At 54.1% G+C, this 16,420-nt stretch carries 26 protein-coding genes; 5 read left to right on the top strand and 21 right to left on the bottom strand.

Annotation, left to right across the window (positions count from 1 at the left end):
- Positions 1-47 precede the first annotated feature (47 nt).
- A complete protein-coding gene (locus GMET_RS03315; RefSeq protein WP_011365707.1) occupies positions 48-611 on the bottom strand; it encodes an ANTAR domain-containing response regulator in 564 nt (187 codons plus the stop codon).
- A 181-nt stretch (positions 612-792) separates the two neighbouring features.
- Here GMET_RS03315 and GMET_RS03310 point away from each other — a divergent pair, with 181 nt between their 5' ends.
- From GMET_RS03310 to GMET_RS03290, 5 genes are read left to right on the top strand one after another with little or no spacing between them, the layout of a single operon-like run.
- Positions 793-1,800 (top strand): HlyD family secretion protein, encoded by a 1,008-nt coding sequence (locus tag GMET_RS03310; RefSeq protein WP_004514267.1) that lies wholly within the window; start codon positions 793-795, stop codon positions 1,798-1,800.
- 9 nt (positions 1,801-1,809) lie between these two features.
- Positions 1,810-2,736, top strand: coding sequence for an ABC transporter ATP-binding protein (locus tag GMET_RS03305; RefSeq protein ID WP_004514266.1), 927 nt, complete (start codon positions 1,810-1,812; stop codon positions 2,734-2,736).
- On the top strand, positions 2,733-3,695 hold the full coding sequence (locus GMET_RS03300) for an ABC transporter ATP-binding protein (RefSeq protein ID WP_004514265.1): 963 nt from the start codon (positions 2,733-2,735) through the stop codon (positions 3,693-3,695). The genes GMET_RS03305 and GMET_RS03300 overlap by 4 nt, the downstream gene beginning before the upstream one ends.
- Entirely contained in the window at positions 3,692-4,825 is a 1,134-nt protein-coding gene (locus GMET_RS03295; protein ID WP_004514264.1) for an ABC transporter permease, read from the top strand. Before GMET_RS03300 ends, GMET_RS03295 begins: the two co-directional genes overlap by 4 nt.
- 4 nt (positions 4,826-4,829) lie before the next feature.
- The gene (locus tag GMET_RS03290; RefSeq protein WP_004514263.1) at positions 4,830-5,960 is read left to right on the top strand and encodes an ABC transporter permease; all 1,131 of its coding nucleotides are present in this window, start codon (positions 4,830-4,832) and stop codon (positions 5,958-5,960) included.
- Between the two features lie 174 nt (positions 5,961-6,134).
- Here GMET_RS03290 and rplQ read toward each other — a convergent pair whose 3' ends face one another.
- The 20 genes from rplQ to rpsQ are packed head-to-tail and all read right to left on the bottom strand — an operon-like array spanning position 6,135 to position 16,418.
- On the bottom strand, positions 6,135-6,671 hold the full coding sequence (gene rplQ, locus GMET_RS03285) for a 50S ribosomal protein L17 (protein ID WP_004514262.1): 537 nt from the start codon (positions 6,669-6,671) through the stop codon (positions 6,135-6,137).
- A 33-nt stretch (positions 6,672-6,704) separates the two neighbouring features.
- The gene (locus GMET_RS03280; RefSeq protein ID WP_004514261.1) at positions 6,705-7,727 is read right to left on the bottom strand and encodes a DNA-directed RNA polymerase subunit alpha; all 1,023 of its coding nucleotides are present in this window, start codon (positions 7,725-7,727) and stop codon (positions 6,705-6,707) included.
- Positions 7,728-7,760: 33 nt separating this feature from the next.
- Entirely contained in the window at positions 7,761-8,387 is a 627-nt protein-coding gene (gene rpsD, locus GMET_RS03275) for a 30S ribosomal protein S4 (protein ID WP_011365706.1), read from the bottom strand.
- 43 nt (positions 8,388-8,430) lie between these two features.
- Positions 8,431-8,826, bottom strand: a complete 396-nt coding sequence (gene rpsK / locus GMET_RS03270) for a 30S ribosomal protein S11 (RefSeq protein ID WP_011365705.1) — start codon at positions 8,824-8,826, stop codon at positions 8,431-8,433.
- A 22-nt stretch (positions 8,827-8,848) separates the two neighbouring features.
- Complete coding sequence (gene rpsM / locus GMET_RS03265; protein WP_004514259.1) at positions 8,849-9,217, bottom strand: 30S ribosomal protein S13; 369 nt, start codon at positions 9,215-9,217, stop codon at positions 8,849-8,851.
- Positions 9,218-9,241: 24 nt separating this feature from the next.
- Complete coding sequence (rpmJ, locus tag GMET_RS18240) at positions 9,242-9,355, bottom strand: 50S ribosomal protein L36 (protein ID WP_011365704.1); 114 nt, start codon at positions 9,353-9,355, stop codon at positions 9,242-9,244.
- Positions 9,356-9,384: 29 nt separating this feature from the next.
- On the bottom strand, positions 9,385-10,131 hold the full coding sequence (gene map, locus GMET_RS03260) for a type I methionyl aminopeptidase (protein WP_011365703.1): 747 nt from the start codon (positions 10,129-10,131) through the stop codon (positions 9,385-9,387).
- Position 10,132: 1 nt separating this feature from the next.
- A complete protein-coding gene (locus GMET_RS03255) occupies positions 10,133-10,780 on the bottom strand; it encodes an adenylate kinase (protein WP_011365702.1) in 648 nt (215 codons plus the stop codon).
- A 20-nt stretch (positions 10,781-10,800) separates the two neighbouring features.
- A complete protein-coding gene (gene secY, locus GMET_RS03250; RefSeq protein ID WP_004514256.1) occupies positions 10,801-12,108 on the bottom strand; it encodes a preprotein translocase subunit SecY in 1,308 nt (435 codons plus the stop codon).
- Positions 12,105-12,551 carry a 50S ribosomal protein L15 gene (rplO, locus tag GMET_RS03245; RefSeq protein ID WP_011365701.1) on the bottom strand — a complete coding sequence of 149 codons (447 nt, stop codon included), beginning with the start codon at positions 12,549-12,551 and terminating at the stop codon, positions 12,105-12,107. The genes secY and rplO overlap by 4 nt, the downstream gene beginning before the upstream one ends.
- 20 nt (positions 12,552-12,571) lie before the next feature.
- A complete protein-coding gene (rpmD, locus tag GMET_RS03240) occupies positions 12,572-12,751 on the bottom strand; it encodes a 50S ribosomal protein L30 (RefSeq protein WP_004514254.1) in 180 nt (59 codons plus the stop codon).
- A gap of 22 nt (positions 12,752-12,773) precedes the next feature.
- On the bottom strand, positions 12,774-13,262 hold the full coding sequence (gene rpsE, locus GMET_RS03235; protein WP_004514253.1) for a 30S ribosomal protein S5: 489 nt from the start codon (positions 13,260-13,262) through the stop codon (positions 12,774-12,776).
- A gap of 24 nt (positions 13,263-13,286) precedes the next feature.
- A complete protein-coding gene (gene rplR, locus GMET_RS03230; protein ID WP_004514252.1) occupies positions 13,287-13,652 on the bottom strand; it encodes a 50S ribosomal protein L18 in 366 nt (121 codons plus the stop codon).
- Between the two features lie 17 nt (positions 13,653-13,669).
- Complete coding sequence (rplF, locus tag GMET_RS03225; protein ID WP_004514251.1) at positions 13,670-14,209, bottom strand: 50S ribosomal protein L6; 540 nt, start codon at positions 14,207-14,209, stop codon at positions 13,670-13,672.
- A gap of 29 nt (positions 14,210-14,238) precedes the next feature.
- Positions 14,239-14,637: a 30S ribosomal protein S8 gene (gene rpsH, locus GMET_RS03220; RefSeq protein ID WP_004514250.1), complete on the bottom strand. Its 399-nt coding sequence runs from the start codon at positions 14,635-14,637 to the stop codon at positions 14,239-14,241.
- A gap of 35 nt (positions 14,638-14,672) precedes the next feature.
- Positions 14,673-14,858 carry a type Z 30S ribosomal protein S14 gene (locus GMET_RS18235; protein ID WP_004514249.1) on the bottom strand — a complete coding sequence of 62 codons (186 nt, stop codon included), beginning with the start codon at positions 14,856-14,858 and terminating at the stop codon, positions 14,673-14,675.
- Positions 14,859-14,876: 18 nt separating this feature from the next.
- On the bottom strand, positions 14,877-15,416 hold the full coding sequence (rplE, locus tag GMET_RS03215) for a 50S ribosomal protein L5 (protein WP_004514248.1): 540 nt from the start codon (positions 15,414-15,416) through the stop codon (positions 14,877-14,879).
- A 14-nt stretch (positions 15,417-15,430) separates the two neighbouring features.
- Positions 15,431-15,757: a 50S ribosomal protein L24 gene (gene rplX / locus GMET_RS03210; RefSeq protein WP_004514247.1), complete on the bottom strand. Its 327-nt coding sequence runs from the start codon at positions 15,755-15,757 to the stop codon at positions 15,431-15,433.
- Between the two features lie 21 nt (positions 15,758-15,778).
- The gene (gene rplN / locus GMET_RS03205; RefSeq protein WP_004514246.1) at positions 15,779-16,147 is read right to left on the bottom strand and encodes a 50S ribosomal protein L14; all 369 of its coding nucleotides are present in this window, start codon (positions 16,145-16,147) and stop codon (positions 15,779-15,781) included.
- Positions 16,148-16,160: 13 nt separating this feature from the next.
- The gene (gene rpsQ / locus GMET_RS03200) at positions 16,161-16,418 is read right to left on the bottom strand and encodes a 30S ribosomal protein S17 (RefSeq protein ID WP_004514245.1); all 258 of its coding nucleotides are present in this window, start codon (positions 16,416-16,418) and stop codon (positions 16,161-16,163) included.
- Between the last annotated feature and the right edge of the window lie 2 nt (positions 16,419-16,420).

Genomic DNA, 16,420 nt, shown 5'->3' with positions numbered 1-16,420 from the left:
ACAATAGTCGTACGAAAGGGGCGCCCCCTCGCGGGAGGCGCCCCTTTTTATTCCGTAAGCAAAATCGCCTCGGCGATCTGCCGCATGCTCTTGCGCTTATCCATGGCCAGCTTCTGCATCCTGCGGAACGCCTCGGGCTCCGAAAGCCCCTGGTTCCGCATCAGGACCCCCTTGGCCTTCTCGATAACCTTGCGGCTCTCCAGGATTTCCTTCAGGTCCTCCACCTCTTCCTTGAGAGTTTCCACCTCGTCGGCATGGGCACAGGCAAGTTCAATGGCGGGCCAGAGGTCCTGCTCCCGTAACGGCTTGGCCAGAAAGCCGCCAATGCCGCTCTCCTTGGCCCGCCTGACCGTATCAGGGTCACAACAGGCCGTCAGGAGGATAATCGGGATCTTCAGCCGCTGCCGGATTTCCCGGGCCGCCGTGATCCCGTCCTTCTTGGGCATCGAGACATCGAGGATAATGATGTCGGGCATGGTGGCCAGCGCCGTCGCAACAGCCTGCTCCCCGTCCCCGCACTCCCGGATTTCATCGAAGCCCAACTCCTTGAGCTTATTTTTTAGGCTCATCCTGATAATCGGCTCATCATCGCACACGAGAACACTTCTCAATGAAATCACCGCCTTATTGATGTTTTTACCTGCAATCTCCTCCATACTCCTTGGCTTTCAGCATAAACCGTTCCAAGGGAGGGGCTGGCGTTCCCCTCCGCCATCCTTTACAATGCCCACCACGGTGCCACAATAGATGCTGACGCGCCCGCGGGCGCCACACCGCTCCGGAGGATCATCCATGAAGAAAAAGGTAGCCCTGATCGCCATCCTGCTTCTGGCCGTCGCGGCCATTGCCTGGTTCGTCACCCGCCGCACGGGGAACGACAGCAGCACCGTTGCCGTTTCAGGAACCATCGAGTTGACCGAGGTGGAGGTGAGCTTCAAGATTCCTGGGCGGGTACGGGAGCGGCTCGTTGACGAGGGTGAGCTGGTGAAGGCGGGGCAGGTGGTGGCACGGCTTGACGATGATGACCTTCGCCTGGAAGTGGCCCAGCGGGAGCGTGACACGGAAGCCATGGCAGCGAATCTGCGGGAACTGGAGACCGGTTTCCGGAAGGAGGACATCGTCCGGGCCGACGCCGCCGTGAACAGGGTCAAGGCCGAGACCGATCGTCTCAAGGCCGATTTCGCCCGGCAGGAGGCCCTGTTCCGGCGCGATGTCATCTCCCGCCGCGACTACGATGCCGCCAAGGCCGCCCATGAGTCGTCCCAGGCAGCCCTCCGGGAGGCCGTGGCCCAGCAGGAGCTCATGCACCGGGGCCCCCGTAAGGAACAGATCGACGCAGCCCGGGCGCGCTTCGGCCAGGCTCGGGAGACACTGGAACTTGCCCGCACCCGCCTCGGCTACACCACCCTCGCCGCCCCCATGGCGGGGCTCGTCCTGGCCAAGCACGTGGAACCGGGGGAACAGGTGGCCGCCGGCACCCCCATCATCAGCGTGGGCGACATGCCTAACACCTGGATGCGGGCCTACATCGCCGAGACCGACCTGGGGCGGGTAAAGGTGGGGCAGAAGGCCCGGGTGAAGAGCGACACCTGGCCCGATCGCCGCTACGAGGGGACCGTCACCTTCATCTCACCGGAGGCGGAATTCACCCCCAAGAGCGTGCAGACGGAAAAGGAGCGGGTGAAGCTCGTCTACCGGATCAAAATCACCATCCCGAACCCCGCCATGGAACTGAAGCCGGGGATGCCGGTGGATGCTGAAATCGGTACCGGCGACCAGGGACCGGGGACCGGGAAATAACCTCTTGCCATGGACGCCATCATCACCGACAACCTCACCAAACGCTTCGGCACCCTGACCGCCGTGGGCGGACTCACCCTCTCCGTGGCCCAAGGGGAGCTCTTCGGCCTCGTGGGCTCCGACGGCGCCGGCAAGACCACCACCATGCGAATGCTGACCGGCATCATGGACCCCACGGAGGGGGCGGCCCGGGTCATGGGACGCCACACGGTGCGGGAAGCGGAGCCCCTCAAGGAGGAGATCGGCTACATGAGCCAACGGTTCGGCCTCTACCCGGACCTGACCGTGCTGGAAAACCTCCACTTCTACGCCGACATCTACGGGCTCCCTTGGCGGGGGCGCGACGAGAAGATCAGCCGCCTCCTCTCCTTCAGCAACCTGACCCCCTTCGGAAAGCGGCTGGCCGGCAACCTCTCCGGCGGCATGAAGCAGAAGCTGGGGCTTGCCTGCGCCCTCATCCATACCCCCAAGGTCCTCTTCCTGGACGAGCCCACCAACGGGGTCGACCCGGTCTCCCGCCGGGACTTCTGGCGCATCCTCTACCAGCTCCTGCGGGAAGGGGTGACGGTTTTCGTGGCCACCGCCTACCTGGACGAGGCGGACCGCTGCAATCGCGTGGGGCTCATCCACCGGGGGAGGCTCCTGGCCTGCGACACCCCCGACAACCTCCGGGGGCTCATGGACGGCACCATCCTCGAAGTGCTGACCCCTGCTCCGAGACGAGCCGCCCTGCTCCTGAGGGAACGCCTTGAGGGAGAATCCGTGGGAATCTTCGGCGACCGGCTCCACGTGGTCACGCGGGATGCGGCGGAGGCAGGCCCTGCCATCAAGGCGATCATGGAGGGGGCGGGGGTGACGGTCCAGAGCATCCGCCCCATCGAGCCGAGCCTTGAGGATGTTCTGGTATCGGTGCTTTCCGGGGAGGCAACCCAATGAGCGACTTGGCGGTCACCCTCCGCAACCTGGAAAAGCGTTTCGGCGATTTCGTGGCTGTGAACCGGGTGAGCCTCGACGTGAAACGGGGCGAGATCTTCGGCTTCCTGGGCCCCAACGGCGCGGGAAAATCCACCACCATCCGGATGCTCTGCGGCATTCTCCAGCCCACTGCGGGGAGCGGCACCGTGGCCGGCTTCGACATCGTCCGGCAACCCGAGGAGATCAAGAAGAACATCGGCTACATGAGCCAGAAGTTCTCCCTCTACGAAGACCTGACCGTGGAGGAGAACATCGATTTCTACAGCGGCATCTACCGGATTCCCGACGCCAAAAAGAAGGAGCGCAAGGAGTGGGTCATCCGGATGGCGGGGCTGACGGAGCACCGGACCTCCAAGACCGCAATCCTCTCCGGCGGCTGGAAGCAGCGGCTGGCCTTGGGATGCGCCGTTCTCCACGAGCCCCCCATCATCTTCCTGGACGAACCCACCTCGGGCGTGGACCCCGTCAGCCGCCGCAACTTCTGGGACCTGATCTACCACCTGGCCGGCGGCGGGGTCACCGTCTTCGTCACCACCCACTACATGGATGAGGCCGAATACTGCGACCGCCTGGCCCTCATCTACCGGGGGGAACTCATCGCCCTGGGAACCCCGGCGGAGCTGAAGACCCGCTTCATGGAGGAGGAGATCGTGGAGGTGCGCTGCAGTCAGCCCCAGGATGCCATGGAGACCATCGAGGCCATCCCCGGCATGGGACACACCGCCCTCTTCGGACGGACGCTCCATGTTGTTGCCCAGCGGGCCGACGAGGCGATCCCGGCCATCCAGGAGTCGCTTGCCGCCGGAGGCTTCACCGTGGACGGCATCGAGCGGATCGTCCCCTCCCTGGAGGATGTCTTCGTCTCCCTCATCGAGGCCAGGGACCGGGAGACCGCGCCCCAACGGGAGTTCAGACGATGAAGCTCCAGCGCGTGGCGGCCGTGGCCCGCAAGGAATTCATTCACGTCTTTCGGGATCCCCGGAGCCTCGGCATGGGGATCGCGATTCCGATGCTGCTGCTCTTTCTCTTCGGCTACGCCCTCACCCTGGACGTGGACCGGGTGCCGCTCATGGTCTGGGACCAGAGCGCCACCCCCGAGAGCCGGGACTTCATCAGCCACTTCGCCGGCTCCCGTTACTTCACCCTGGCTGGGCGCGTCGGCACCTACCGGGAAATCGAGATTGCCATCGACCGGCGCGACGTCCTCATGGCCCTGGTGATCCCCACCGATTTCGCCCGCAAGGTTCGGACGGGGATGCCGGCGCCGGTGCAACTGATCCTGGACGGGAGCGACTCCAACACTGCCACCATCGCCTTGGGGTATGCCGAGGCCGTGACCTCTGTCTGGGCCCGGGAGGTGGTCCTTGAGCAGACCCGACGCTTCGGGCCTGTTCCCGCCGCCGGCAGCGTGGATGTGCGCCCCCGGGTCTGGTTCAACACCGACATGGTCTCCCGCAACTACATCTTCCCGGGGCTCATCGCGGTCATCATGATGGTCATCGCCGCGCTCCTCACCTCCCTCACCGTGGCTAGGGAGTGGGAAACCGGCACCATGGAGCAACTCATCACCACCCCGCTCCGGGGGGCGGAGCTCATCGTCGGCAAACTCATCCCCTATTTCGCCATCGGCATCCTCGACCTGGTCCTCTCGGTCCTGGTGGGGGAGTTCGTCTTTGACATCCCGCTGCGGGGGAGCCTCTGGCTCCTGTTCGCCATGTCGCTCATCTTTCTCACCTGCGCCCTCGCCTTCGGGCTCCTCATCAGCATCGTCACCAAGAACCAGCGACTCGCCTCCCAGACCGCCATGGTGACCACCATGCTCCCGGCATTCCTCCTCTCCGGCTTCATCTTCCCCATCGAGAACATGCCTCCCCCCATCCAGGCAGTAACCCACATCATTACGGCCCGCTACTTTGTCACCATCCTGCGGGATATCTATCTGAAGGGAGTGGGGCTCGGCGTGCTGGCACCGGAGGCGGCGTTTCTGGCGGTCTTCGGAGTGGTGGTCCTGGCCCTGGCGGTAAAAAAATTCCGGAAGAAGGTGGAGTGAGGCGATGCTGGAGCGGCTCAGATGCATGCTAGTAAAAGAAATCATCCAGGCCCTTCGGGATCCCCGAATGCGCTTCATTCTCTTCATAATCCCCGCCGTTCAGACGGTGATCTTCGGCTATGCGGTGAACACCGACGTACGGAACGTGACGACCGCTGTCTACGACCTGGACAACTCCCCCGAAAGCCGGGACTTGGTCGCCCGGTTCCAGCGATCGGGGTACTTCCTCATCACCCAGCGGATCAACCATGAAAGCCGCGTACGGGAGCTCATGGACCGGGGGGAGGTGAAGGCAATCCTCCGGATAAACCGGGGCTTCGGCGCCGGGCTGGGGGGAGGACGCACGGCTCCGCTCCAGATCATCCTGGACGGCACCGACTCCAATACCGCCGGCATCGTCCTGAACTATGCATCGCGGATCACCGCCCGCCTTAACGACGAACTGCGGGGAGCCCAACTCCCCCGAAGCGCAGGGGCACGTGTCTTCGCGGGTGGCGTCCAACTCCAGAGCCGCGCCTGGTTCAACGAGAACCTGGAGAGCAGCAACTACTACGTGCCAGCAGTCATCGCCAATATCGTCCTCATCATCACCATGCTCCTCTCCGGCATGGCCGTGGTGCGCGAGAAGGAGATCGGCACCATGGAGCAGATAATCGTCACCCCCATCTCCAGGAGTGAATTCATTCTCGGCAAGACCATCCCCTTCGTCCTCATCGGCTTCATCGATGTGGCAGTCATCACTGCTGTGTCGAAATTCTGGTTCCAGGTTCCCATCCGGGGAAGCCTGCCCCTCCTTTTCGGCTCAACCGCCCTCTTTCTCATGAGCACTCTCGGCTTCGGGCTCTTCATCTCCACCATCAGCACCACCCAGCAGCAGGCCATGATGAGCTCATTCTTTTTCATCTTCCCCGCCATGCTCCTCTCGGGGTTCGCCTTCCCCATCGAGAACATGCCACGGGTGATCCAGTACTTCACCTATCTGAACCCGCTCCGCTACTATCTGGTCATCATTCGGGGGATTTTTTTGAAAGGGGTGGGGGTCGATATTCTCTGGCCCCAGATGACGGGTCTGCTGGTGCTGGGAAGTGTCATTCTGGGGTTTGCAGTGAAACGGTTCCGGAAGACCCTGGCGTAGGAAGGTGGCAAGAAGGTTATAGGGGAGAGGGGAAATTATAGACGTCTTGGCTTGGGCCGGAAGACAGCATGATCACGAAAGCTCACGTTTGAAATCCACAACTGAACTGTCCCAAAAGCAAAAGAGGCAAGGTTACCCTTGCCTCTTTTGCTTACACTATGAACATCCGACAACTTAGTCTGCTTTGCCTTCACACTCATCGACCGCATCCTTAACAGCGGACTGAGGAGCGTTTTCCTCGGCAACTACTGGTTCGTCAGCAGGGGAGGTGAGAACGGCAGCTTGCTCGACAGCAGGTGCTGTTGCAACGATAGCTGCCTTGGCCGGTTTGGCCTTCTTTTCTTTTTTGTTCACCTGCTCCTCAACGAGCTCTATGACAGACAGTGGAGCATTGTCGCCCGGACGGATGCCGAGCTTGATGATACGCGTATATCCGCCATCACGCTCTTTGTAGCGGGGGGCTATGGTCGAGAAAAGCTTGGTAACGACTTTCTTGTCCCGGATATAGGAGGCAGCCTGACGCTGTGCATGCAGATCACCTCTTTTGCCCAATGTAATCATTTTTTCAGCGATGGAACGGAGCTCTTTTGCCTTCGCATCAGTGGTAGTGATCCGCTCATGCTCCAGAAACGAGGTCACCATGTTACGAAACATCGCTATCCGGTGGCTCGTGGTTCTTCCAAGTCTTCTCCCTGCCTTATTGTGACGCATAACCTATAATCCTTTCTTCAGGAAACCTAGCAATTATTCTTCGTCCTTCCGCTCCCCACGGATCCTACGCATAACCTCAGGGTCAGGGAAGCCATCCAGCTTCATCCCGAGAGTAAGTCCCATATCTGCGAGAATATCCTTGATCTCGTTCAGGGATTTGCGCCCGAAGTTTTGTGTCTTGAGCATCTCAGCCTCGGAACGCGAAACAAGTTCGCCAATCATCTTGATACCGGCATTTTTGAGGCAGTTTGCCGAGCGTACGGACAGTTCGAGCTCGTCTACGGAGCGATAAAGGTTCTCGTTAACCCGTTCACGCTCCTCCTCGGTTTCCGCTTCCTCAGCAGGTTCGGCTTCTTCATCGAAGTTGATAAAAATGCTCAGTTGCTCCTTAAGAATCTTTGCAGCAAACGCAACAGCATCTTCCGGAACAACACTGCCGTTCGTCCAGACTTCAAGAGTCAGCTTGTCATAGTCGGTCATTTGACCTACACGAGCATTTGAGACAGTGAAATTCACTTTCTTGATGGGAGAGAATATGGCATCGATCGGCATCGTTCCAACCGGAGCCTTCTCATCACGGTTACGATCCGAAGGCACATACCCCTTGCCCAGCTTTACCACCATCTCCATCTCCAGATTGGCATCCTTCGAACAGGTGGCAATATGGTGGTCTGGGTTCAGAATTTCAACATTTGCATCGGTGACAATATCGCCTGCCTTAACAATCCCGTCACCTTTGTGAATAATACGTACTGTGCGGGCCTCATTTCCGTGCATCTTGAGGCTGACACCTTTGAGATTGAGTATGATATTCGTAACATCCTCAGTCACACCGGGGATGGATGAAAACTCGTGGAGCACTCCCTTAATTTTCACGGAAGAAATCGCGGCACCCTGAAGTGATGAAAGAAGCACTCTTCGCAGCGAGTTTCCGAGTGTCGTTCCAAATCCACGTTCGAAGGGCTCAGCAAAAAATTTTCCGTATGTATTGGTAAGCGATTCACTCTCAACCTGAAGCTTCTTGGGGCTGATCAGGTCACGCCAGTTTCTGTACATGCATATCCTCCCTGTTACGGGTCTGTTCGCTTGTTACTTGGAGTAAAGCTCGACGATCAGTTGCTCCTGAATCGGCATTGCAATGTCCTCGCGAGCGGGGAGCAGTTTTACAACGCCTTTGTAGCCTTCTTTGTCAAGCTCAAGCCACTGAGGGGTCCCACGGCGAACGACCGCATCAAGGGATTCATTGATGCAGGCAATCTTGCGGCTCTTTTCTTTCAGCACAACCACATCACCAGCCTTGAGTTGGATAGAGGGAATATTCGCTTTTCTTCCATTAAGGGTGAAGTGATTGTGGCGGACCAGAATCCTTGCCTCTGTACGAGAGGAAGCAAAGCCGAGGCGATATACTACGTTATCAAGGCGCCGTTCAAGGAGTGAAAGCAGATTCTCACCCGTAACGCCCCGCATCCGGTCAGCCTCTTCAAAGTAACTGCGGAACTGTTTCTCAAGTACGCCGTAAATCCGACGAACCTTCTGCTTCTCCCGAAGCTGAATCCCGTAGTTGGAAACCTTCGGCCTTCCCTGACCATGCTGGCCGGGAGGATAATTCCTACGCTTTATGGCACACTTGTCAGTGTAACAACGCTCACCCTTGAGAAACAACTCCATGTTTTCCCGCCTGCAAAGCCTGCAGGAAGGACCTGTATATCTAGCCAACGTTGACCTCCTTTACTTGAAACGTACTCGACGTGCTGTTTTATTAGACCCTTCTGCGCTTCGGCGGACGACAGCCGTTATGGGGAATCGGCGTGACGTCACGGATGAAGTTGACATGAAAACCAGCAGCCTGAAGAGCACGCAAAGCAGACTCACGACCAGATCCAGGACCTTTCACATACACTTCGACACTACGCATGCCATGATCCTGAGCCTTTTTCGCGCAGTCCTCTGCTGCAACCTGAGCAGCGAACGGCGTACTCTTACGAGAGCCCTTAAAGCCTTTGCCGCCAGCAGAAGACCAAGCAACCACATTACCAGCAGGATCAGTTATGGTGATGATAGTATTATTGAACGTAGCCTGAATGTGGGCCACTCCATTAGGAATATTCTTTTTTTCCTTCTTCTTCTTGACAACTTTTTTAGCCGGGCTTGCCATTATTCCTCCAGACTCTTATGGTCTATTTCTTCTTACCTGCAACCGTTCTGGCAGGACCTTTGCGCGTACGTGCATTGGTCTTCGTTCTCTGTCCGCGAACGGGAAGCCCCTTCCGATGACGGAGTCCACGGTAACACCCGAGGTCCATGAGCCGTTTGATGTTCATAGACACATCGCGGCGAAGGTCACCCTCTACCTTGATATTCTTATCGATAAATTCCCTAATCTTGGCTACTTCAGCCTCGGTCAGGCTGTCAGTTCTCGTATCTACGCTGACACCTGACTCAGCCAGGATCTTTTGTGCTGTTGTACGCCCGATCCCGTAGATATAAGTGAGCGCGATTTCTATCCGCTTGTTTCTTGGTAGGTCAATGCCTGCGATGCGTGCCAATGCGCGGTCCTCCTCTGTAGTCTCTTAGCCTTGTCTCTGGGTATGCTTGGGCGTTTCGCAAATTACACGAACAATTCCCTTGCGCTTGATTATCTTGCATTTGTCACAAATTTTTTTTACTGATGCCCTTACTTTCATCGTTTATCCTTTCGATGCCTCGAATGCGACTAGAGTTTACTGAGTATTTCCGGACCATGCTCCGTTATAGCAACAGTATGTTCAAAATGAGCTGACAGGCCACCATCACATGTGACGGCCGTCCAGCCATCAGCCAACACCTTCACCTGATAGCTCCGCTCATTGATCATAGGCTCAATGGCGAGAACCATTCCTGGTTTCAACCTGACTCCCCGGCCAGGCTCGCCAAAATTCGGAACCTGCGGACTTTCGTGAAGCTTCTTTCCGATCCCGTGCCCCACGAAATCCCTAACGACTGAAAATCCGTGGCGTTCCACATAGCCCTGAACTGCATGCGAAATATCTGACAGCCTATTGCCGGGAACTGCCGCCTCAATTGCACAATAGAGAGACTCTTCAGTCACCTTGACAAGACGCTCCGCTTGGGCAGTAACCTTCGAAACAGGCACTGTTATAGCGGCATCAGCGTAATATCCGCTGTAAACAACACCGAAATCGAGGCTGACTATGTCCCCCTCGACTAATTCACGCTTACTTGGCATGCCATGAACAACCTGCTCATTAAGAGAGCAGCAAAGAGCATAAGGGAACCCCCCATACCCCTTGAATGCAGCCACCGCCTTACGCTTCCGCGCTTCTGACTCTGCAAGTCCGTCAAGAAACAAAGTGGTAACGCCGGCCCGTACCTCAGACCTCAAAATATCGAGAATCTCCGCCACGATCTGTCCAGCGGAGCGCATTTTTTCAATTTCCTGGGGTGACTTTAGAACAATCACCCTACCTACTCGCCACTATGTTCTGAATTGATTGAGAAACGGATTCTATTGAGCCAAGAGCATCAACCTTCCTCAGCAGTGATGCACGCTCATAATACAACTTAAGGGGAACAGTCTGCTCGTCATAAACATCAAGACGACGACGGATTGTCTCCACTTTATCATCATCTCTCTGATAAAGCTCCCCGCCACAACTATCACAGCGCCCTTCCACGGATGGCCGATCATACAGAACATGGAAACCACGACCACATGCCCTACACATGCGCCGTCCCGTCAGACGATCAACCAACACCGCATAGTCCACTTCGAACGATATAACATGGGCAATCGACCGCCCAGCCCCCTGCAACATGCCACCCAGCGCATCAGCCTGGGCCACAGTCCGCGGGAATCCGTCAAGAATAAAACCAGCGGCACAATCGTCAGCCGCAAGTCGCTCATTAACAATACCCACGACAACTTCATCAGGAACAAGCGAACCGGCATCCATATAGGACTTAGCCGTGATCCCCAGCGAAGTCTGATTCGCAACGGCTGACCGCAGGATATCACCGGTAGAAATCTGCGGAATGCCATACGTACCGACAAGAAGGTTAGCTTGCGTCCCCTTGCCTGCGCCAGGAGGACCAAGGAAAATCAAATTCATCGCATTTTCATTTCCAGACACTACTTCCTCCCCCTAACCCTTACCCCCTTCATAAACCCTTCATAACTCCGGGTTATCAAATGGGACTCAATCTGAGCAGCGGTATCCATCCCCACACCCACCGCAATAAGGAGCGCCGTTCCTCCAAAGTAAAACGGCAAATTGAATTTACCTATAAGAATAGAAGGAAGAACGCAAACAGCTGAAATATAAATCGCACCTGCAAACGTCAACTTCGTGAGCACTCGATCCAAATACTCGGAGGTTTCCTTACCGGGGCGAATGCCTGGTATATAACCGCCGTGCTTTTTAACGTTATCTGCCACATCGACGGGGTTAAAAGAAACAGCCGTGTAGAAATAACAGAAGAATACGATAAAAGCAACATAAAATATGTCATATACCCAGTTGCCGGGCGTCAGGCTCTTTGCTGCGGATTGGACCCAGGGAATATTAATGAAGTTTGCCACTGTTGCAGGAAACATAATTATCGAAGAAGCAAAGATCGGCGGTATTACCCCCGCCATATTTACCTTGAGAGGAAGGTGGGACGTCTGACCACCGTACGTCTTCAGCCCTACGACACGTTTAGCATAGTGTATTGGCAATCGGCGCTGGCCGCGCTCAACAAAAACGATCGCAGCGATAACCAAGAACATGAGAACAAGTATAAACAAGATTACAAAGAGAGAAATTTGACCTGTCTTGAGCAGCCGCACCGAGTTGCCCAGCGCCACCGGAATCCTTGCAACAATACCGGCAAAAATGATCAAGGAGATACCGTTACCAATGCCCTTCTCCGACATCTGCTCGCCAAGCCACATAATGAAGGCTGTGCCAGCGGTCAGAGTAATAACGGTCATAAATCTAAATCCCCAGCCAGGACTCGGCACCACAAGCTCACCGGCTGGTCCACGCATGCTTTCGAGTCCGATACTAATGCCCAGAGCCTGAACAACGCTCAAAACGATAGTTCCATACCGCGTGTACTGAATAATCTTCTTGCGGCCAGATTCGCCTTCTTTTGAAAGTTTTTCGATGGCAGGGACAACTACCGTCAACAACTGAAAGATAATAGAGGACGAAATGTACGGCATGATGCCCAGAGCAAATACCGTAAGCTTCTCCAGAGCACCCCCCGAAAACATGTCGAAAAGCCCGAGGAGTGTACCACGGGCTTGTGCAAAGAAGTGTGCAAGTGCGGTGCTGTCGATCCCTGGAGTCGGAATATGGCACCCTACCCGGTAAACGGCGAGCATCCCTAATGAAAAAAGAACTCGCTTTTTAAGTTCCGGTATTCTGAAGATGTTTTGAAACGCCTCTATCAAAGCGTGATCTCCTCAATTTTACCGCCAACTGCTTCAATCTTCTCTTTTGCCTTTGCACTGTATTTGTGAACCTTGACAACGAGAGACTTGGTCACATCACCATCAGCAAGGACCTTGATCCCGTCCTTGACGCCACTTATCAACCCTGCGTTCAGAAGAGCCTCTGCATCCACAGTAGAGCCGCTTTCGAATACGTCCAATTGACCAATGTTGACGATGGCATAATCCTTACGCATAAGCGGAGTGAAGCCGCGCTTGGGAAGACGACGCTGCATCGGCATCTGCCCCCCCTCGAAACCGGCTTTTATGCTCCCACCGCTACGTGCCTTTTGACCTTTATGGCCTTTTGTCGCAGTTTTACCATGACCGGAACCAGTTCCACGGCCAATTCTTTTCCTATCTTTAGTCGCACCGATCGCCGGCTTGAGATTATTCAGTTCCATCACAGACACCTCTGAGTAGATTACTCTTCAACCTTGACCATATGGGAAACCTTGGCAATCATGCCAACGATTTCTGGAGTATTCTTCAAGACAACAGTCTTATTGAGCTTATTGAGCCCCATACCGTTCAGAACAGCTTTCTGTGCCGTGGGGGCTCCAATCTGACTCTTGATCAGTGTAATTTTCAGTCCGGCAGACATGCTTACCCTCCGTAAATGTGTCCTATTCAGCCATTCCGCGCCGCGCCATAATCTCGTCAGGGCTCCGAAGTTGTTTCAGCCCGTCAAAAGCAGCCTTCACAACGTTGTGCGGATTGTTTGAGCCAAGGCACTTGGAGAGAACATTGTGAAGTCCCGCTGATTCGAAAACAGCACGGGCTGCGCCACCGGCGATAACACCAGTACCTGCGGATGCCGGTTTGATAAGCACGCGACCGGCACCAAAGTGTCCTAAAACTTCATAGGGGATTGTCTGGCCTTCGACAATCGGAACCTTGATAAGATTTTTCTTTGCCTGTTCCACGCCCTTGCGGATGGCTTCAGGGACTTCATTAGCCTTGCCCAAACCATAGCCAACAAAACCGCTTCCGTCGCCGACAACAACAAGCGCCGAAAAGCTGAACCGCCTACCACCTTTAACAACTTTCGCGACCCGACTGATATGGACAACTTTGTCAGTAAGGTTCAATTCATTTGGATTGATCTTCTGCAAGTTCACGCCTCCTTGTTGTTCCTTCTAGAAGGACAAACCGTTCTCACGAGCCGAATCAGCAAGGGCTTTGACCCTTCCATGATACAAAAACCCGTTACGGTCGAATACAACGGAAGTAATATTCTTTTCCAGAGCCTTCTTTGCGACCATGGCGCCGACACATTTCGCTGCCTCGACGTTACCAGTGTACTTGAGGGCATCGCTTTCATCTTGTACAGTTGATGCAGATACGAGTGTTACACCCGTTACATCGTCAATTATCTGTGCATAGATGTGACGGGCACTCTTATATACATTCAACCTTGGCCGGTCAGTCGTACCACGAATTTTCTTCCTCACCCGCGTCTTCCGCTTGAGGTGAGCCACTTTCTTCTGAGCGAGAGGACTCACGTTACTTCTCCTTAAGGCTATTTTTTGCCGGTCTTGCCGGCCTTCCTCAGAATTCTCTCGTCGGCATACTTTATACCCTTGCCCTTATAGGGTTCGGGACCGCGGAAAGAACGAATCTTGGCTGCAGTCTGGCCAACGAGCTCTTTATCAATCCCTCTGACAAAGACCTTGGTCATTTTATCCACCTCAACCGTTATGCCTTTAGGGAGAGGAAAATTAATCGGATGAGAGTAACCAAGGCTAAGGCTAAGAACATCGCCCTTTGCCTCTGCCCTATAACCAACGCCGTTTATCTCAAGTATTTTTTCGAACCCTTTAGTTACACCAACGACCATGTTATTGATCAGCGTTCTTGTCAAGCCATGGGCCGAACGTGACTTTATAGCATCATCGGCTCTATTAACACTAACACTCTTCTCCTCTATCTCAAGGGCGATGTCGCTCATAATCTCGCGTAAAAGCGAACCCTTCGGCCCCTCGACCTTCAGAATAGGAGTTACGTACGAAACCTTTACCCCGCTCGGTATCTCAATAGGACGTTTGCCGATCCTGGACATGACTTGTATGCTCCTTACCTTCTCTATTATTACCAGACAGTACAGATAACTTCACCGCCGACGCCCGCCTCGCGAGCAACCTTGTCGGTGAGGATACCCTTGGACGTTGACAGAATAGCGACCCCCATCCCACTCTTCACGCTAGGAATCTCATCACTACCAACGTACACCCTACTACCAGGTTTACTCACACGCTTTATCTCTCTGATGACAGGTTCTTTCTCATCAATAAATCTGAGATAAACACGCAAAACGCCTTGCTTGTTATCAGCGATCACCTTAAAATTCTTGATAAAACCTTCTGCCTTAAGGACATTCGCCAAGCTCACTTTCAAGTTAGAAGACGGAATATCCACCTTCTGGAGCTTTGCCATGCTGGCATTTCGTATCCTTGTGAGCATATCGGCAATAGGGTCAGTCATCGACATTGAGCGTACTCCTCTTTCTTAACGAGTTTACTGCGTTACCAGCTTGACTTGATTACTCCCGGAATCTGACCGGTACTAGCCAGCTTTCTGAGACAAATCCTGCACATATCGAATTTACGATAATAGGCACGGGGCCGTCCGCAGAGGGGGCAACGGTTATACTCACGGACCTTGAATTTGCTTCCCCGTTGTGCCTTTATGATCATCGATGTTTTAGCCACTGACGTCCTCCAAATATATTAGTTCCTGAAAGGCATCCCAAGTTGCTTGAGCAGTGCCTTGCCTTCTTCATCGCTTCGTGCTGACGTTACTATGGTTATGTTGAGCCCTTTGATCTTGTCGATCTTATCGTATTCAATCTCAGGGAAAATAAGCTGTTCTTTGATGCCAAGGGAATAATTGCCACGTCCATCAAAACCCTTACCCGACACACCCTTAAAGTCTCGAACACGTGGAAGCGCTACATTTATGAGCCGATCAAGGAATTCAAACATCTTTTCACGGCGAAGCGTAACCATACAGCCAATGGGCATCCCTTGACGCAGTTTAAAACTTGCGATAGATTTCTTTGCTTTTGTAATAACTGATTTCTGCCCAGTTATCATGGCGAGCTCTTCGACAGCCGAGTCCAGGATCTTGACATTCTGGATTGCCTCTCCAAGGCCCATGTTAACAACTATCTTTTCAATCTTGGGAACCTGCATTATGTTCGAGTATCCAAAGTCCTTCGTCAACTGAGGGACGATCTCGTTCTTGTAAAGCTCATTCAGCCTGGCCATCTCTTCCTCCGTTCCTATTTATCAAACGAGTCGCCGCATTTGATACAAACACGAACTTTCTTGCCGTCCTCAAGCACGTTCATCTTCGAGCGAACCGGTTTCTTGCACTTGTCACAATAGAGCATAACGTTTGAAACATGCAGTGGGTTCTCTTTCTCTACAATGCCACCTGGTTCATTCCCGCGAGCACGCATGTGTCGCTTAACCATGTTAAGCCCTTCCACAAGCACACCATCCTTCTTGGGAAGAATACGGATTACTTTACCAGTCTTGCTTTTATCTTTGCCGGCGATAACAGAAACGGTGTCGCCTTTTTTAACGTGAAATTTCTTGTCGAGCATGGAATATCTCCTCGAAATGTATTACAGAACCTCAGGTGCAAGAGACACAATTTTCATGAATTTCCGCGCCCTCAGTTCTCTTGCGACCGGACCGAAGATCCGAGTGCCGACAGGTTCACGCTGATTGTTAATAACCACAGCCGAATTATCGTCAAAACGGATGTACGAACCGTCAAGGCGTCCAACCTCTTTGGCGGTTCTAACAATTACCGCCTTGACGACATCACCCTTTTTCACTTTGGAATTCGGAATCGCTTCTCTTACAGAAGCAACAATAATATCACCAATTCCAGCATATTTTCTTTTGGATCCGCCAAGAACCTTTATACAAAATAGCTTTCTGGCTCCGGAATTATCCGCAACATCCAAAATGGTCTGCATCTGAATCATGGCTTACTCCCGATCACTCGAACCTATCGATTATCTGACGAACTCTCCAGCGCTTGTCCTTACTCAATGGACGAGTCTCAACGATTTGTACCCTATCGCCAGACTTGCAGCTGTTTTCTTCGTCATGAGCTTTGTATTTGACACTTCGCTTTATGTACTTGTTATAGACAGGATGTTTCACAAGATGTGAAACCTGCACTACAACAGTCTTATCCATTTTATCACTCACAACAATGCCGACTTGGGTCTTTCTGTTCCCGCGCTGACTCATAG

Origin of the sequence: Geobacter metallireducens GS-15 (genome assembly GCF_000012925.1) — a bacterium.
GTDB lineage: Bacteria > Desulfobacterota > Desulfuromonadia > Geobacterales > Geobacteraceae > Geobacter > Geobacter metallireducens.
This window is presented reverse-complemented; position numbering and strand designations above follow the sequence as displayed.

Bases quoted from the DNA above. Each gene is read 5' to 3' on its own strand.
- GMET_RS03310 (WP_004514267.1), top strand. From the start codon at position 793: ATGAAGAAAAAGGTAGCCCTGATCGCCATCCTGCTTCTGGCCGTCGCG.
- GMET_RS03305 (WP_004514266.1), top strand. From the start codon at position 1,810: ATGGACGCCATCATCACCGACAACCTCACCAAACGCTTCGGCACCCTG.
- GMET_RS03300 (WP_004514265.1), top strand. From the start codon at position 2,733: ATGAGCGACTTGGCGGTCACCCTCCGCAACCTGGAAAAGCGTTTCGGC.
- GMET_RS03295 (WP_004514264.1), top strand. From the start codon at position 3,692: ATGAAGCTCCAGCGCGTGGCGGCCGTGGCCCGCAAGGAATTCATTCAC.
- GMET_RS03290 (WP_004514263.1), top strand. From the start codon at position 4,830: ATGCTGGAGCGGCTCAGATGCATGCTAGTAAAAGAAATCATCCAGGCC.
- rplQ (WP_004514262.1), bottom strand. From the start codon at position 6,671: ATGCGTCACAATAAGGCAGGGAGAAGACTTGGAAGAACCACGAGCCAC.
- GMET_RS03280 (WP_004514261.1), bottom strand. From the start codon at position 7,727: ATGTACAGAAACTGGCGTGACCTGATCAGCCCCAAGAAGCTTCAGGTT.
- rpsK (WP_011365705.1), bottom strand. From the start codon at position 8,826: ATGGCAAGCCCGGCTAAAAAAGTTGTCAAGAAGAAGAAGGAAAAAAAG.
- rpmJ (WP_011365704.1), bottom strand. From the start codon at position 9,355: ATGAAAGTAAGGGCATCAGTAAAAAAAATTTGTGACAAATGCAAGATA.
- GMET_RS03255 (WP_011365702.1), bottom strand. From the start codon at position 10,780: ATGAATTTGATTTTCCTTGGTCCTCCTGGCGCAGGCAAGGGGACGCAA.
- rplO (WP_011365701.1), bottom strand. From the start codon at position 12,551: ATGGAACTGAATAATCTCAAGCCGGCGATCGGTGCGACTAAAGATAGG.
- rpmD (WP_004514254.1), bottom strand. From the start codon at position 12,751: ATGTCTGCCGGACTGAAAATTACACTGATCAAGAGTCAGATTGGAGCC.
- rplF (WP_004514251.1), bottom strand. From the start codon at position 14,209: ATGTCCAGGATCGGCAAACGTCCTATTGAGATACCGAGCGGGGTAAAG.
- rpsH (WP_004514250.1), bottom strand. From the start codon at position 14,637: ATGTCGATGACTGACCCTATTGCCGATATGCTCACAAGGATACGAAAT.
- rplE (WP_004514248.1), bottom strand. From the start codon at position 15,416: ATGGCCAGGCTGAATGAGCTTTACAAGAACGAGATCGTCCCTCAGTTG.
- rplX (WP_004514247.1), bottom strand. From the start codon at position 15,757: ATGCTCGACAAGAAATTTCACGTTAAAAAAGGCGACACCGTTTCTGTT.
- rplN (WP_004514246.1), bottom strand. From the start codon at position 16,147: ATGATTCAGATGCAGACCATTTTGGATGTTGCGGATAATTCCGGAGCC.
- rpsQ (WP_004514245.1), bottom strand. From the start codon at position 16,418: ATGAGTCAGCGCGGGAACAGAAAGACCCAAGTCGGCATTGTTGTGAGT.